Below are 16167 nucleotides of genomic sequence, written 5' to 3'. Positions count from 1 at the left end.
GTGCCCGGCGGTGGTCAGCGCACCGCCACCACCGCCGAACCGTGCCCGAACAGACCCTGGTTCGCGGTGATCCCGACCCGTGCCCCCGGCACCTGCCGGTCGCCCGCCGTGCCGCGCAGCTGCCAGGTCAGCTCGCAGACCTGGGCGATCGCCTGGGCCGGCACCGCCTCCCCGAAGGAGCCGAGACCGCCGCTGGTGTTCACCGGCAGGCGCCCGCCGAGGGCCGTCGCGCCGTCCCGCAGCAGCTTGGCCCCCTCGCCCGGCGGGCAGAGCCCGATGTTCTCGTACCACTCCAGCTCCAGGGCGGTGGACAGGTCGTACACCTCCGCGAGGGACAGGTCCTCGGGGCCGATCCCCGCCTCCTCGTAGGCGGCGCGGGCGATCGAGGCGCGGAAGGTGTGCGGGGCGGGGTCGACGGCCGCCGCCGAGTCGGTCGCGATGTCGGGGAGGTCGAGGACCGCCTTCGGGTACGTGGGGGAGACGGTGGACACCGCCCGGACCCGGACCGGGTCGGCGTGCCCGTGCCGGCGCGCGAACTCCATGCTGGACAGCACGAGCGCGGCACCCCCGTCCGAGGTGGCGCAGATGTCGAGGAGCCGCAGCGGATCGGCGACGACGGCGGAGGCCGCGACCTCCTCGGCCGTCACGCGCGCGCGGTAGCGGGCCAGCGGATTGAGCGCGCCGGCCGCCGCGTTCTTCACCTTCACCTGGGCGAAGTCCTCGGCCGTGTCGCCGTACAGCGCCATCCTGCGGCGCGCGTAGAGAGCGAAGTACGCGGGGTTGGTCGCGCCGAGGAGCCGGAAGCGCAGCCAGTCGGGGTCGCCGGGCCGCTCGCCGCCGGCCGGGGCGAAGAACCCCTTCGGCGTCGAGTCGGCCCCGACGACCAGGACCACGTCGGCGAGGCCCGCCAGGATCTGGGCCCGGGCGGTCCCGATGGCCTGGGCCCCCGAGGCGCAGGCGGCGTACACGCTGGTGACCCGGGCCCCCTGCCAGCCGAGGGCCTGGGCGAAGGTCGCCCCCGCCACGTAGCCCGGGTATCCGCACCGCATGGTGTCGGCGCCGACGACCGAGCCGATGTCGGACCACTCCAGACCGGCGTCGGCGAGTGCGGCCCGGGCGGCGGCCGTCCCGTACGAGACGAAGCTCCGCCCCCATTTGCCCCAGGGATGCATCCCGGCCCCGAGCACGGCGATGTCGTTCACGACCGCTCCTCCTTGCGCTCCGGTGCCACGGGCCGCCAGTTCCAGGTGGTCCAGGTGTGCTCCTCGTCCTCGTTCAGGACACCGGGCACCACCTCGACCTCCGTCCCGACGGCCAGGTCGGCCGTCGACACGCCCGGGGCCGCCTGCCCGAGGACCACCATCGCCTCGGCCGCGAGCTCGACCGCGACGAGGGTGTACGGCTCCCAGGGCTCGTCCGGGTCGGAGACGTACGGGGCGGGCGGGCGGTACCGGCCGTCGGTGTAGGACCAGACCCGGCCGCGCGGCGAGAGCGGGACCTCCGCCAGCTCTCCGCCGCCCGGGCAGCCGGGGTTGCGGCACCAGTCGTCCTCGCGCGGGAAGAAGACCGACGCGCAGGCCGTGCAGCGGGTGCCGAGCAGGCGGAACTCCGCCCCCGGCACGGTGTCGTCGGTGAACCAGCCGGCCACCACCGGTCTGCGCGTCCGTGCCATCGGGACCTCCCGTGATCTGACGAAGCGTCAGAAGTGTGGCACGGGAGACCGGTGCTGAGAAGGGCTCAGTGCCCGGCCACGGACCTCCGCGCCACCGGGAAGTCGAAGAACGTGCTCGGGAACGGCTCCGGCTTGAAGGTGAAGTGCCACCACTCCTCGGGCAGGTTCACGAACCCCTGCTCGGCGAGGGCGCCCTTGAGCAGCTGCCGGTGGGCCCGCTGCGCGCCCTGGATCCGCGGGTCGTCGGTGTGCGAGCGCGTGTCGAAGCAGTCGTACCCGGTCCCCATGTCCACGGAGTTGTCCGGAAACCGCTCCTCCTGAGGGGCCCAGCACTCCACGAGCTCCTCGCCCGGCACATACGCGCGCGTGGGCGCCGCCGGCAGCCGCACGATCGTCAGATCCACCGTCGAACCCCGGCTGTGCCCGGACTTCTCCGCGATGTATCCGTCGGTGAACAGCCTCGACTTGTCGACGAGCGGATAGAACTCCTTCTTCATCCGCTCGTCCTCCAGGTCCTTCGCCCACCGCACGAAGTGGTCCACGGCCCGCTGCGGCCGGTAGCAGTCGTACACCTTCAGCGTGTAGCCCCGCGCGAGCAGCCGGAGCTGCGCGCGGTGCAGCGCCTCGGCCGCGGGACGGGTCAGGATGCACAGCGGCTGCCGGTAGCCGTCCACCGGCTCGCCGACGAAGTTGTGCTCCGTCCCGTAGCGCATCTCCTGGAGGATCGTCCGGTCCACGGAACTCAGGGCCACGAACTCCCTCGGAGCCCTGGGCTCGGGTGCGGCCGAGGCCGGGGGAGCGGGCGCGGCGAGGGTGCCGGTGACGGCGAGCAGCCCGGCCGCGGCCGTGACGGCGAGGGTACGGAGGGCGGTGGCGAGTCCTGTCATGCGCACCGTCTATCAGTTCCGGCAGCGCCGGGAAAGGCCGATCGCATACCGTCGGGCCGTGAAGGACACCCACTGCTCCGCCTGCGGCGCCGCCCACCTGCCCGGCGCCGGCTGGCCCCGCACCTGCCCGGCCTGCGGCCACACCGCCTACCGCAACCCGCTGCCCGTCGCGGTCGCGCTCCTCCCGGTCACGGACGGAACGGGAACGGGCCTCGTCGTCATCACCCGCACCATCGAACCCGCGCGCGGCGGGGTCGCGCTGCCCGGCGGATTCATCGACCACGGCGAGGACTGGCGTGCCGCCGTCGCCCGCGAACTCCGCGAGGAGACCGGCATCCCCGCCTCCGCCGAGGAGGTCCGCCTCGCCGACGCGCTCAGCTCCCCGGCCGGCCACCTCCTCCTCTTCGGCCTCCTCCCGCCCCGCCCGGCCGCACAACTCCCGCCGTCGACACCGACGGACGAGACGAGCGGCCATCACGTGCTCACGACACCCCGGGAACTGGCCTTCCCGCTGCACACGGAGGCGGTACGGAAATGGTTCGCGGGGGAGTACGGGTGACAGGCCCCGGACGAGGGATCCGTTTCCCCGGACAGCGGATCCGCCCACGGGACCCCCGCGTGCGTCCACCTTCTGGATCCACGCCCCTCACAGCCCCCGCACCCGCACCGGCAGCCCCGGCTCCTCCACCCCGTCGTCCGTGACGCGCTCCACCACCACCCGGCCGTCCACGAGCCGCGACTGGTACCGCTCGATCGCGGCAGGCTCCCAGCCGTCCCCGGTGTCCCGCACGACCAGCCCGCCCCCGGTCCTCCCGGGCGCGGGCGCCCACACCTCCAGCTCCGGCTCGCCTCCCTCGCCCCGCACGGGGAGCACCGCACCCGCCCGGGCCAGGACCGGCACACGCGAGAGCGGCGCGTCGAGCAGCACCTGCCCGGGACCCTCGTACGCCCGCCCCGTCGCCGTGTCGTACCAGCGCCCGCGCGGCAGACGTACCGCCCGCCGGTCCGCGCCCGACGTCAGCACCGGGGCCACGAGCAGCGCGTCGCCGAGGAGGAAGGCGTCCTCGCAGTCACGCAGCACCCGGTCCTCGGGCGCCCCCCACCACACCGGACGCACGTACGGCGCACCCGTCATCCGGGCCAGCCGGGCCAGCGTCGTGAAGTACGGCCGCAGCCGCTCCCGCTCGGCCAGCGCCGCACGCGCGTGCTCCAGGACCTCGGGGCCGAACTCCCACGGCTCGCGCCGCCCCGCGTCGATCGCCGCGTGCGTACGGAAGAGGGGGAGCCACGCGCCCAGCTGGTACCAGCGCAGGAACAGCTCCGGGGACGGACTGCCGTCGAAGCCGCCCACGTCCGGCCCCGAGTAGGGCACCCCGCACAGCCCGAGGCCCAGGACGAGGGAGAGCGAGGCCCGCAGCCCCGGCCACCCCGTCGCCACGTCGCCGGACCACGTGCCCCCGTACCGCTGCATGCCCGCCCAGCCGGAGCGCGAGAAGAGGAACGGCCGCTCGTCGGGCCGCAGCCGGCGCAGCCCCTCGTATCCGGCCTCGGCCATCGTGAGCGCGTACACGTTGTGCGCCTCCCGGTGGTCGCCGCCCCGGCCCTCCAGCGCGTGCCGCGCCGAACGGGGCAGGGTCGGGTCGCCGAACGGGACGAAGGACACCGGCTCGTTCATGTCGTGCCACACCCCGGCGAAGCCCTGCCGCAGCCGCTCCTCGTACAGACCGCCCCACCACTTCCGGACGGCGGGGTCGGTGAAGTCCGGGTAGGCGCACTCGCCCGGCCACACCACCCCGCGGATCTCCTGCCCGCGCGCGTCCTTCACGAAGGCGTCCGCCGCGGAGCCGCCGTCGTAGAGCGGGTCGCCCGGTTCCGCCTTCACCGCCGGGTCCACGATCGACACCAGGCGCACGCCCTGCTCCCGCAGCTCCTCCGCGAGCCCCGGCAGATCGGGGAACCGCTCCCGGTCGACCGTGAACACCCGGTGCCCGTCGTAATGGTCGATGTCCAGGTGCACGGCGGACAGCGGCAGCCCCCGCTCCCGGTACCCGGCCACCACCCGCCGCACCTCACGCGCGCTGCCGAAGCCCCAGCGCGCGTGCTGCGGCCCGAGCGCCCAGGACGGCGGCAGCGCGGGCGCGCCCGTCAGCGCCGCCCAGCCGTGCAGGACGCGCGCGGGGGTGCCGACGACCACCCAGCAGCGCAGCGGCCCGCCCGTCATCCGCACCTCACTGGTCCCCGGCCGGTCGTGCCCCGACCCGGCCCCCTCCTCGCCCTCGGCGAGGGTCACCCGGCCGTCCCAGGAGTTGTCGTGGAACGCCAGGTGCGTACCGGCGTCCGAGACCACGAACTGCACGGGCATGGTCAGGTAGAGCGGATCGTCCCCGGGGCCGAAGCCCCCCTTGGGGTCGGTGTTCCACAGCCGGTACGAGCCGTCCCGCAGGCGCGGCCCCGCCGCCCGCCCGCCGAGACCGAAGAACCGCGCGTCGGCCGGCACCTCACTGCGCTGCACCCACCGCGCGGAACCCGGGACCACCGCCCCGGCACCGTTTCCTGCCACGGCACCCGCCCCGGCATCCGCGCGCGCCCCCTCGCCGTCACCCGCGACCGTCCCGCCGCCGTCACCCGCCGCCGTGTCCTCGCCCGGGCCGGTCACCGGCTCCCACCAGCGCGGCGGCAGGTCGCGGCGGAGCATCACCCCGCCCGGTGTCCGGAGCTCCACCGCCCCGTGCCGGGAGACCGTCACGGTCACCCGCTCCGACACGATCCGCCATCCGCCGTCGGTGTCCGGTTCCAGAAAGGCCCTCGGGTCCGCGTCGGGTGCCTCGCCGGCCAGGGCGTACGAGGGGAGCGGTCCGGCCCCGTCCCATCCCCAGAAGACGGTGCCCCCCGACGACACGCAGATCCGGAGCGTGGACCGGGCGAACCGGACGGTCCCTCCGCCCGGAGCCGGCTTCGCCTCCACCGCGAGCCCCGGCACCCTGGCCCGCTCCGCCCCCAGGGGCGGCAGCCCCCACGCATCCGTACGGCGCCGCCGCCACGCCGACCGCACCGCCCGCAAGCCCTGCACCGCACCGAACACCTTCATCGAACGCACCAGTTCCCGACCGTCCATGCAGCTCACCCTGCCACTCGCCGAAGGCCGAACAAGCTCCGTTCAGCCGGCGTTCACCCGTGGTGGGAGCACATGTTCAACTGCCCGACCATGGGCGGGCAGACCTGGTGCGAAAGACGATCACATGGCATCGTCCTGTCAGCCGCGTCACGCGCACACCCCAGCACGTGCGCGAGACACACGCAGACCCGCGTACAGCCAGGGAGCCGCCCCAATGACATCCGCAGCGCCGACCGAGCCCCTCTGGCAGCCGGACGAGGAACGCATCGCCACGGCCGCCGTCACCCGCTTCCAGGCCTGGGCCGCCGAGCACCACGGCGCCCCCGCCGAGGGCGGGTACGCGGCGTTCCACCGCTGGTCGGTCGAGGAACTCGAAGCCTTCTGGCAGGCCGTCGCCGAGTGGTTCGACGTCCGGTTCTCGACCCCGTACGAGCGGGTCCTCGGCGACCGCTCCATGCCCGGCGCGGACTGGTTCCCCGGAGCCACCCTCAACTACGCCGAGCACGCCCTGCGCGCCGCCGACGAGCGTCCCCATGACACGGCCCTGCTCCATGTGGACGAAACACAAGAGCCGACGCCGACCACCTGGGGCGAGCTCCGCCGCCAGGTCGCCTCCCTCGCCGCCGAACTGCGCGCCCTCGGCGTGAACCCCGGCGACCGCGTCAGCGGCTACCTGCCCAACGTCCCGCAGTCCGTCGTCGCGCTCCTCGCCACCGCCGCGGTCGGCGCCGTGTGGACGTCCTGCGCCCCCGACTTCGGCGCCCGCAGCGTCCTCGACCGCTTCCAGCAGGTCGAGCCGGTCGTCCTCTTCACCGTCGACGGCTACCGCTACGGCGGCAAGGAGCACGACCGCCGCGACACCGTGGCCGAACTGCGCGCCGAGCTCCCCACCCTCCGCGCCGTCGTCCACATCCCGCTCCTCGGCACCCCGGCCCCCGAGGGCACCCTCGAATGGGCCGACCTGGTCGCCGCCGACGTCGAGCCGGTCTACGAGCAGGTGCCGTTCTCGCACCCGCTGTGGGTCCTGTACTCCTCGGGCACGACCGGGCTGCCGAAGGCGATCGTCCAGTCCCAGGGCGGCATCCTCGTCGAGCACGTCAAGCAGCTGGGCCTGCACTGCGACCTCGGGCCCGAGGACGTGTTCTTCTGGTACACCTCCACCGGCTGGATGATGTGGAACTTCCTCGTCTCCGGCCTCCTCACCGGCACGACCGTCGTCCTGTACGACGGCAGCCCCGGCTACCCCGACACGGCGGCCCAGTGGCGCGTCGCCGAACGCACCCGGGCCACCCTCTACGGCACCTCCGCCGCGTATGTGATGGCCTGCGCGAAGGCGGACGTCCACCCCGGCCGGGACTTCGACCTCTCCGCCGTGAAGTGCGTCGCCACCACCGGCTCCCCGCTGCCCCCCGACGGCTTCCGCTGGCTCCACGACGAGGTCCGCGAGAACCTCTGGATCGCCTCCGTCAGCGGCGGCACGGACGTCTGCTCCTGCTTCGCGGGCGCCGTCCCCACGCTGCCCGTCCACATCGGCGAGCTCCAGGCGGCGGGCCTCGGCACCGACCTCCAGTCCTGGGACCCCTCCGGGAAGCCGCTGATCGGGGAGGTCGGCGAACTCGTCGTCACCAACCCCATGCCGTCCATGCCCATCCACTTCTGGAACGACCCCGACGGCAGCCGCTACCGGGACAGCTACTTCGAGATGTTCCCGGGCGTCTGGCGCCACGGCGACTGGATCACGATCACGGACCACGGCTCGGTCGTGATCCACGGCCGGTCCGACTCCACCCTGAACCGCCAGGGCGTCCGGATGGGGAGCGCCGATATCTATGAGGCCGTCGAACGCCTCCCCGAGATCCGCGAGTCCCTCGTCATCGGCCTGGAGGAGCCGGACGGCGGATATTGGATGCCGCTCTTCGTGCACCTCGTCGAGGGCGTCACCCTGGACGAGGACCTGATCGACCGCATCAAGCGGACGATCCGCAGCGAACTCTCCCCGCGCCACGTGCCCGACGAGATCATCGAGGTCCCGGGCGTCCCGCACACCCTCACGGGCAAGCGCATCGAGGTCCCGGTCAAGCGCCTCCTCCAGGGCACCCCGCTGGCCAAGGCCGTCAACGCCGGCTCCGTCGACGACCTCGGCCTCCTCCACTTCTACGAGACCCTCGCGGCCGACCGCCGCCGTCGCTGAGCACACGCCGGGGGCCCGCCGATCCGACCGGACCGGCGGGCCCGCGGCCCTTTTCCGTCAGTCCTTCGGCAGCTCGCCGGGCGCCGGGGCGGCCGCCTTGGCGAGCACCGCCGAGACCCCGAGGACCGTCCCCGCCCGGCCGGCCGAGGTGGTCGCGGTGAGCACGGTGCGCTCACCGAGGAACGCCGACGTCGTCCGGTCGAAGATCCACTGGGTCTGCTCGCCGTGGGCGGTACGGGCCACGGCGACGCCCTCGCGGCCGGCCGCGTCCTTCGCGGACGGGAGGACGGTCACGCCGGGGATCCGCGCCGCCGCCTCGTACAGTGCGGCGGTCACCTTGGGCGGGGCCCAGGTCTCGGCGAGCATCGTCCCGATCGCGGTGAACGCCCGCTGATCGGCGTCGCCCTCGCCCGCGCGCGTCTGGTCCCGGATCAGACGCAGCAGCAGCTCCGGATCCGTGGGGAGGGTCGCCACGTACGCGTGGGTCGGGTTCGTGACGGAGGGCGGCGCCGATTCCAGGGTGGTCCTCCGGGGCGTGGCCCCGCGACGGTCCACCTCGTACACGGGTGCCTCGCTGCCGAGTTCGGTGTCGGCGGCGCCCGGCTCGCGCAGCAGCCCCGGCCGGCTGCCGTCGACGGAGAGCCACACCTCGCGCTGATGCGCGGGCGGCAGCGTGGCGGGACCGCCGGACGCGTCGCGCCCCGCGTGGGCGACGAGGCTCTTGACGTAGACGTACCCACCGGGCCGGGCGTCCGGGGCGGGAGCGGCGGCGGCGGCGAGCGCGGCATCGGACAGGATCCGTACCGCCTCGGGCGAGGCGGGCTGCCCGACCGAGATCCGGTCCGGGGACCCGGCGGGTCCGTCCTGGGGCGCGAGCACCGCCACTCCGGCGACGACCGCGCAGGCGGCCATCGGAGCGGCGATCCAGCCGAGTCGGAGCCCCGGACGCGGCCGGCTCGCCCGGACCGGGCGGGCGGTCGCGCCGTTCCCGGCGGCCAGGGCGGTCCGCAGGACGGTGTGCCTGAGGTGCTGGTTCCGCTCCGCCGTCAGGTCGGGGACGTGCGGCGGGGGCAGCAGTTCGGTGAGCTCGGCACGCAGGAGCTCGTCCGCGTCGGCGTGCGGCGGGCGGGGGGCGGAGGCGTTCATGCCTGGGTCTCCTGGGTGGGTCGGGGCGCGAGGGCCGGATGGACGGTCGAGCGGACGGCGACGGAGCCCGGTACGGGCAGGGGCTGGGGCACGGACGCCGGCGCGGAGACGGATCCGGGTGCGCTCCCGGCGGCGGGCGGCGGGCCTCCTGCCCGGGCCGGGGCGCCGCCCGGGACGGGCCGCCCGGGGGAGCGGACGGCGGAGGCGGCGGCCCGCTCCCGGCGCCGCCCCGCGCGCAGTTCGGCCTCGGCGAGCTTCCGGAGCCGTTCACGGGCTCGGGAGAGCCTGGAGCGGACGGTGCCGACCGGGATCCCCAGCGCCTCCCCGGCCGCGGCGTAGTCCAGACCTGCCCAGACCACGAGCGTGAAGACCTCGTGCTCACGCCGCTTGAGCCTGCCGAGCGCGGCACGGGCGGCACGGATCTGCTCCCCGTCCGTCATCCGGGCGAGGACGTCGTCGGCGAAGTCCGGCAGGACCCCGCGCTCGGGGATCCTGGCGAGCGCGGCGTCCCGCCGGCGCGCCTCACGGGCCGCGCCGCGCATGATGTTGGTCGCGATGCCGAGCAACCACGGGCGCAGGCTGCCGCCGTCGGCGTGCACCTTGCCGCGGCAGCGCCAGGCCTCGAGGAACGCGGCGGACACGACGTCCTCCGCGGCCGCCCGGTCCCCGCACACCCGGTAGGCGTAGTGGTACAGCACGCGTGCGTGCTCGTCGTACGCCTCTCCGAGCGCCGCGGGGTCCCCGGCGCGGAAACGATCTCTCATAGGTGATTCCACATAAGGCACTGGGCGATGGTTCGCCGGCGTTCCCGTGACCTGGGCCACACGCCCCGCCGGCCCGCGCCCTCACCCGCCGTACGTCGCCTGCGCGTCCCCCATGACCTCGGCGAAGTCCGCCGCGAACCGCATCGCGTCCACGGGTGCCAGCCTCGCCGTGGTGATCCGTACGGCCGGCGGGGCCGCCACACGGAACCGCGCCCCGGCCGCGACCCACCAGCCCTGCGTCCGCAGCCCGTTGACCACCGCGGACTCGTCGCGCACGGGCACCCACACGTTCAGGCCGCTCGCGCCGACCGCACGGATCCCGTGCGCGCCGAGCGCGCCGATCAGCGCCGTCCGCCGCTCCGCGTACGCCTCCTCGCCCGCCGCCACCAGGTCCCGTACGGCCTCGTCGGCGAACAGGCCGGCCACCGTCTCCTGCAGGACGTGACTGACCCAGCCCGAGGTCATCACCATCCGCCGGTCGTGCCGCGCCAGCGTCACCGCGTCGCACGCGACCCCGGCCCAGCGCAGGTCGATGCCGAGGTGCTTCGACACGGTCCGCACCTGCGCCCACCGGTCGAGCCCGGCCGCCGCGAGCGTGTACGCCGCGGCCCCGCCGACCTCCGCGTTGTGATCGTCCTCGACGACGAGCACCTCGGGGAACCCCCGGAGCACCTCCACCAGTTCGTCCCTCCGCGCGCGCGTGAAGAACGCACCCGTCGGACACTGCCCGCGCGGGCTGCACACCACCGCGCGCACCCCGCCCCGCAGCGCGGCCCGCAGCGACTCCGGTACGAGCCCCTCGCCGTCCACGGCCACCGGGACCGCCCGCAGTCCCAACGCGGGCACCAGGTCGAGCACATGGTGGAACCCGGGGTCCTCGACCGCCACGGAGTCGCCGGGCCGCAGCTCCGTCGAGAGCAGCCGCGCGATGCAGTCGAGGGCGCCGTGAGCGAACGTCACATGCTCCGCCGGCACCCCGTCCCGCTCGAACCAGGCCCTGGTCAGCGCCTCCAGGCGCGCGAGCCGGGGCGCGGCGCGATGGGAGCCGTACACCGGGTCGACGGCCGCCGGGGGCCGCAGTACGGGGAGGAAGGCCGGGTCCGGGAACCCGGTGGACAGGTCCACCAGGCCCGCGGGCACGCGCGGGGGACGCCGCGAGGCCGCCGACGGCACCTCCGCCACCACCGTCCCGCCCCGGCCCCGGGTGACGATCAGCCCCCGCTGCCGCAACTCCTTGTAGGCCGTGGCGACGGTCCCCGGACTCACCCCCAGCTCGTCGGCGAGCCGCCGCACCGGCGGCAGGGCGTCGCCCGGGGCGAGTCCGCCCTCGGACACGCCCCGCTCCACGGACGCGGCAATCCCCTTGGCCGTCGCCCCTTCGATCGCATATTGTGCTGCCACGTAATCAATTATGTATCAATACAAAGCAGTTCGCAAGGGGGATCCATGAGCCGCAGCACCACCCGAACCGCCCGCCCACCCTTCAAGGACCGCATCCCCGGCGGCGCCGACGGCCGCCGCATGCTCCTCATCGGCTTCATCGACAAGTGCGGCACCGGACTCTGGTCCACGGCCATGGCCCTCTACTTCACCTACGTCACCGGCCTCGGCCTCGGCCAGGTCGGCCTCCTCATCGCCCTCTCCGGCGCCGCGGGCATCGCCGGCGCCCCCCTCGGCGGGCGCCTCGCCGACCGCTTCCCCCTCGTCCGCGTCATCATCTGCACCCAACTCCTCCGCGCCGCCGCCCTCCTCGCGCTCCTCGCCACCGACAACTACCTCCTGCTCGTCCTCTTCTCCGCCGCCGGCGCCCTCCCCGACCGCGCCACCAACGTCCTCACCAAGCTCTACGCGGCCCGCGTCGCCGGCCCCGACCGCGTCCGCTACCAGGCCATCAACCGCACGACCTCCAACATCGGCTGGACCCTCGGCGGCCTCGGCGCCGCCGCCGCGCTCGCCGTCGGCTCCACCACCGCCTTCCAACTCCTGCTCGTGGGCGACGCGCTGTCCTACCTCGTGATGGCCGCCCTCACCCTCCGCTGCGCCGAACCCCCGGCCCCCGCGTCCTCGCGCGTCGCCGCCGCCTCCACCGACCCGACCCCCACGAGCAAGCCCTCCAACCCCTGGCGCGACCGAGGCTTCCTCGCCTTCACCGCCGGCGAGGCGGTCTTCTTCCTCCACGACTCGATCCTCCAGGTCGCCCTCCCGCTGTGGATCGTCCACGCCACCGACGCCCCCGTCGGCCTCGCGCCGCTCCTGATGGTGGTCAACAGCGCCCTCGTCGTGCTCTTCCAGGTCCCGCTCTCCCGGTTCGGCGCCACCACCGACGCCGCCCGCCGCCTCCTCGGCCCCCTGGCCGGACTCTTCGCCGTCGGCACGCTCGCCCTCGCCGTCTCCGCCCTGGGCGGCCGCACCCTCGCGATCACCGCCCTGACCACGGCCGCCGTCGTCCTCACCTTCGCCGAGATGATCCACACCCTCGTCTCCTGGGAGATCTCCGTCGCCCTCGCCCCCGACGACGCCCAGGGCGCCTACCTCGGAGTCCACGGCCTGGCCCAGTCCACCCAGCGCTTCGCGGGCCCCCTCCTCATGACCGGCCTGGTCTCCGCAGGGCCCCTCGCCTGGCCCTTCCTCGGCGCCGCCCTGGTCGCCACCACCGCCGCCCAGAACCGCCTCGTCCGCCGACGCCTCACCAAGCCGTCACTGTCAGTGCCGAAGGTTACGGTGAGTGAGCACTGATCGGAGCGTCACCAGGGGGAGACATGACACGCACCGGCACCACCACCGCACACCTCCGCCGCGCCCTGCGCCGCGAGGTCCCCAGCACCGTCGGACTCCTCGCCGACGAGCAGGACTTCGCGGCCATGCGCCGGTACCGCACCTTCGCCTTCGACGACCACGCCACCTACCTGCGGCAGATCGAGGCCCTCCTCAGGACCCTCGCGACCCAGGGCGGCCACACCACCGTCACCCTCTTCGACCCCGAGGAGTACGCGCTCTGGTGCGCCGAGACCGGCACCGACCCCGACCACCCCGCGAGCCGCAGCCGCTTCACCGCCCACCTGGCCACCACCGGCGCCCGCGTCACCTACACCGGCCAGCCCCTCACCACCCTCCTCCCCGAGCTCGTCGACACCGCCGTCCGACAGGCCACCTGGGAGTACGCCACCACCGTCCTCGCCACCGCCGGCGACTGCGCCGTCTGCGACAAGGACATCGGCAAAGCGGCGTACGAGCGGGCGGCCCGCCTGCTCCTACGACTCCTCGAAGCCGCCGGTCCCGGCACCCACCACCTCGTCTGCAGCGTCCAGGCCGCCGACGACCAACTCCTCGCCGTCCTCCACACCCACGGCACCACACCCCCCGAGGACGCCACCGGACCGGAGTTCACCGCCGTGCTCGCCGCAGGCATCGCCCTCGCGGCACCCGGAGGCATCGTCCTGCGCACCACCACCCCCGGCACCCCCGACCGGCTCCACGGCTGGCGCCTCACGGACGGCACCCTGACCCCCCTCACCGAGGCCGAGGTCTTCGCCGCCTACTGCACCGACGCCCGCACCGGCGAACCCCTCTCCCCGGAACCGGGCGTCGAGTACCGCGCCGGCCACCCCCTCGCCCCCGACCCCGACGACGACTGGACCACCCATCACTGACCCCCGGCAGGACACGACGAAGGGGCTCCCCGCCACCAGGTGACGGAAAGCCCCTTCATCGAGCACTCAGGGGATCACTCCCCGGACAGCACCGCCTGCGCGGCGACCCGCGCCTCGTGCGCCGTGTCCGCGGCACGCGCCGCGGCCGCCGCCCGCTCGCACTGCGCCAGCGTGTACTTGGCCAGCGTCGCCCGCACGTACGGAATGGACGCCGCACCCATGGACAGGGAGGTGACCCCCAGACCCGTCAGCACACACGCGAGCAGCGGATCCGAAGCGGCCTCGCCACAGACACCACAGCTCTTGCCCTCGGCCTTGGCCGCCTCGGCGGACAGCGCCACCAGGTCGAGCAGCGCCGGCTGCCACGGGTCCTGGAGCCGGGACACCGCACCGACCTGACGGTCGGCCGCGAAGGTGTACTGCGCCAGGTCGTTCGTGCCCAGCGACAGGAACTCGACCTCCTGGAGGATCGAGCGCGCCCGCAGCGCGGCCGAGGGAATCTCGACCATCGCACCGAACTTGGCCCGCAGCCCCGCCTCACGGCACGCGTCGGCGAACGCCTTCGCGTCCGTACGGTCGGCCACCATCGGAGCCATGACCTCGAGGTACACCGGCAGCCCCTCGGCCGCCTTCGCCAGCGCGGTCAGCTGCGTCCGCAGCACCTCCGGGTGGTCGAGCAGCGACCGCAGACCCCGCACACCGAGCGCCGGGTTCGGCTCGTCCACCGGCGTCAGGAAGTCCAGCGGCTTGTCGGCGCCCGCGTCGAGCACCCGCACGACCACACGGCCCTCGGGGAACGCCTCGAGCACCTTCCGGTACGCCTCGACCTGCTTCTCCTCGGACGGAGCCTTCTTGCTGTCGTCCAGGAAGAGGAACTCCGTACGGAACAGACCGACACCCTCGGCGCCGGCCTCCACCGCCGCCGGCACGTCCGCCGGACCGCCGACGTTCGCGAGCAGCGGCACCTTGTGACCGTCGGAGGTCGCGCCCGGACCGCTGGACGTGGCCAGCGCGGCCTTGCGCTCGGCGGCGGCCTTCGTCAGCTCCGCCTTCTTCTCCTCGCTCGGGTCCACGAAGATCTCACCGGTGGAACCGTCGACCGCGATGAGCGTGCCCTCGGCCAGCTCGCCCGCGCCCGGCAGCGCCACGATGGCCGGCACACCCAGCGCCCGCGCGAGGATCGCGCTGTGGCTGGTCGGTCCGCCCTCCTCCGTCACGAACCCGAGCACCAGCGTCGGGTCGAGCAGCGCCGTGTCGGCGGGCGCAAGGTCCCGCGCGATCAGCACGTACGGCTCGTCGCTGTCCGGCACGCCGGGCATCGGCACGCCGAGCAGCCGCGCGACGATCCGGTTCCGCACGTCGTCCAGGTCCGCGACCCGGCCCGCCATGTACTCGCCGGCCCCCGCGAGCAGCTCGCGGTAGTGCGAGAAGGCGTCGTAGATACCGCGCTCGGCGGTGCTGCCGACCGCGATCCGGCGGTCGACGTCGGCGATGAGCTCCGGGTCCTGGGCGATCATCGCCTGGGCCTCCAGAACCGCCTGGGCCTCACCACCGGCCAGATTGCCCCGGGCAATCAGGTCCGCGGCCACAGCCTCCACGGCCTGACGGGCGCGCCCCTGTTCGCGCTCCGCCTCGTCCGCGGGGATCTGCTTGGCCGGCGGCTCCAGGACCGCGGTACCCATGTGCCGGACCTCGCCGATCGCCACTCCGTGGCTGACGCCGACGCCTCGCAGCGTTGTCTCCATCTCACCCGTCTCCGATTGAGCGACGGCCCCGGCCGCCGCGTTGAATGTCGAACTCGCGGTCGTCACGAGGACGGACCGGCTCAGTTCCAGCCGAAGAGCTGGTCGTCGGCCTTCACATCGCCGTCCTCGACGACGTCGTAGAGCGACTCGGCGGTGGCCTCCAGGGCCACGACGGGACAGATGGGGGACTTGCCGGCGGCCTCGACCGCGGCAGGGTTCCAACGCACCACGCCCTGTCCGCGCGTCACGGTGTCACCCTTCTTGACGAGGAGCTCGAAGCCCTCGCCGTTGAGCTGAACGGTGTCGATTCCCAGGTGGGTCAGCACACCGTGTCCCTGGTCGTCCACGACGACGAAGGCGTGCGGGTGCATGGAGACGATGACCCCGTCGAGAGGGGAGACGACCTCCGAGGGTTCACGTACGGGATCGATGGCGGTACCGGGACCGACCATCGCACCGGAGAAGACCGGGTCGGGAACTGCGGCGAGACCGATGGCGCGTCCAGCAAGCGGCGACGTCACGGTTGTCATGGGAAGCCTCCCAGGGGCGGAGATGGTGTGGCGCCGTCACTACCTGTCCTGGACGGCGTACTGTTCTGAAGCGTATGTCATAGGAAGTCCCGGTTCCGCACGAGACGTACCCGTTGGTCGGAGCTAGGGACTACCGGAAACGATTTGCCTCTACTGGCGGTGGGATGTACTGTCGTACTCCTGCCTGACCCCAACGCGGCTTTGGGTCGCGGGTCGGCAGCACCTATCAAGCCAGATCCTAACCCCAGTGGTCTACACCTCTGCGTGCTCGCAGGGGATGTGGTCAGGGGGACCGAGAAAGCCTGGTAATGTTCAACCCCGCCGGGAACGGAAAACGCGAAAAGCGAATTCCTGCCCCAGCAGCCCGCTCCAGCGGGTGGCAGAAACGGAAATCGGATCTGCTAAGCTGGAAACGAAGGAAGCGCCCGGAGGGCCTGGAAACAGGAACGAAGGAAGCGTCCGCACCT

At 73.7% G+C, this 16167-nt stretch carries 13 protein-coding genes; 4 read left to right on the top strand and 9 right to left on the bottom strand.

The window, feature by feature from the left end:
• Positions 1-14: 14 nt before the first annotated feature.
• The 3 genes from IE237_RS24655 to IE237_RS24645 form a co-directional block, all read right to left on the bottom strand.
• On the bottom strand, positions 15-1172 hold the full coding sequence (locus IE237_RS24655; RefSeq protein WP_229842886.1) for a lipid-transfer protein: 1158 nt from the start codon (positions 1170-1172) through the stop codon (positions 15-17).
• A 26-nt stretch (positions 1173-1198) separates the two neighbouring features.
• Positions 1199-1672 (bottom strand): Zn-ribbon domain-containing OB-fold protein, encoded by a 474-nt coding sequence (locus IE237_RS24650; RefSeq protein ID WP_189804300.1) that lies wholly within the window; start codon positions 1670-1672, stop codon positions 1199-1201.
• A gap of 65 nt (positions 1673-1737) precedes the next feature.
• On the bottom strand, positions 1738-2559 hold the full coding sequence (locus IE237_RS24645; protein WP_189804299.1) for a M15 family metallopeptidase: 822 nt from the start codon (positions 2557-2559) through the stop codon (positions 1738-1740).
• On the opposite strand from IE237_RS24645, the gene IE237_RS24640 reads away from it, so the two are divergent.
• Positions 2558-3118, top strand: coding sequence for an NUDIX domain-containing protein (locus tag IE237_RS24640; protein WP_189804298.1), 561 nt, complete (start codon positions 2558-2560; stop codon positions 3116-3118). The two genes, IE237_RS24645 and IE237_RS24640, sit on opposite strands and share 2 nt — an antisense overlap.
• Before the next feature lie 87 nt (positions 3119-3205).
• Here the strand turns inward: IE237_RS24640 and IE237_RS24635 are convergent, their stop codons facing one another.
• A complete protein-coding gene (locus IE237_RS24635) occupies positions 3206-5674 on the bottom strand; it encodes a glycoside hydrolase family 31 protein (protein WP_189804297.1) in 2469 nt (822 codons plus the stop codon).
• A 214-nt stretch (positions 5675-5888) separates the two neighbouring features.
• On the opposite strand from IE237_RS24635, the gene IE237_RS24630 reads away from it, so the two are divergent.
• The gene (locus IE237_RS24630) at positions 5889-7865 is read left to right on the top strand and encodes an acetoacetate--CoA ligase (protein WP_189804296.1); all 1977 of its coding nucleotides are present in this window, start codon (positions 5889-5891) and stop codon (positions 7863-7865) included.
• A gap of 57 nt (positions 7866-7922) precedes the next feature.
• Here the strand turns inward: IE237_RS24630 and IE237_RS24625 are convergent, their stop codons facing one another.
• The 3 genes from IE237_RS24625 to IE237_RS24615 form a co-directional block, all read right to left on the bottom strand.
• Positions 7923-9011 (bottom strand): CU044_5270 family protein, encoded by a 1089-nt coding sequence (locus IE237_RS24625; RefSeq protein ID WP_189804295.1) that lies wholly within the window; start codon positions 9009-9011, stop codon positions 7923-7925.
• Positions 9008-9775, bottom strand: a complete 768-nt coding sequence (locus IE237_RS24620) for an RNA polymerase sigma factor (RefSeq protein WP_229842869.1) — start codon at positions 9773-9775, stop codon at positions 9008-9010. The genes IE237_RS24625 and IE237_RS24620 overlap by 4 nt, the downstream gene beginning before the upstream one ends.
• An 81-nt stretch (positions 9776-9856) precedes the next feature.
• Positions 9857-11176 (bottom strand): aminotransferase class I/II-fold pyridoxal phosphate-dependent enzyme, encoded by a 1320-nt coding sequence (locus IE237_RS24615; protein WP_189804294.1) that lies wholly within the window; start codon positions 11174-11176, stop codon positions 9857-9859.
• Between the two features lie 45 nt (positions 11177-11221).
• Here IE237_RS24615 and IE237_RS24610 point away from each other — a divergent pair, with 45 nt between their 5' ends.
• Together IE237_RS24610 and IE237_RS24605 are read left to right on the top strand one after the other, a co-directional pair.
• Positions 11222-12511 carry an MFS transporter gene (locus IE237_RS24610; protein ID WP_308433115.1) on the top strand — a complete coding sequence of 430 codons (1290 nt, stop codon included), beginning with the start codon at positions 11222-11224 and terminating at the stop codon, positions 12509-12511.
• 23 nt (positions 12512-12534) lie between these two features.
• Entirely contained in the window at positions 12535-13425 is an 891-nt protein-coding gene (locus IE237_RS24605; protein WP_189804293.1) for a DUF8829 domain-containing protein, read from the top strand.
• Positions 13426-13499: 74 nt separating this feature from the next.
• Here the strand turns inward: IE237_RS24605 and ptsP are convergent, their stop codons facing one another.
• Positions 13500-15170: a phosphoenolpyruvate--protein phosphotransferase gene (gene ptsP, locus IE237_RS24600; RefSeq protein ID WP_189804292.1), complete on the bottom strand. Its 1671-nt coding sequence runs from the start codon at positions 15168-15170 to the stop codon at positions 13500-13502.
• Positions 15171-15250: 80 nt separating this feature from the next.
• Positions 15251-15700 carry a PTS sugar transporter subunit IIA gene (locus IE237_RS24595; protein ID WP_189804291.1) on the bottom strand — a complete coding sequence of 150 codons (450 nt, stop codon included), beginning with the start codon at positions 15698-15700 and terminating at the stop codon, positions 15251-15253.
• Between the last annotated feature and the right edge of the window lie 467 nt (positions 15701-16167).

The sequence above is a fragment of the Streptomyces tanashiensis genome (assembly GCF_014648895.1).
Taxonomy (GTDB): domain Bacteria; phylum Actinomycetota; class Actinomycetes; order Streptomycetales; family Streptomycetaceae; genus Streptomyces; species Streptomyces tanashiensis.
Note: the sequence above shows the minus strand (reverse complement) of the source record. Positions and strands in the feature narration are given on the sequence as shown.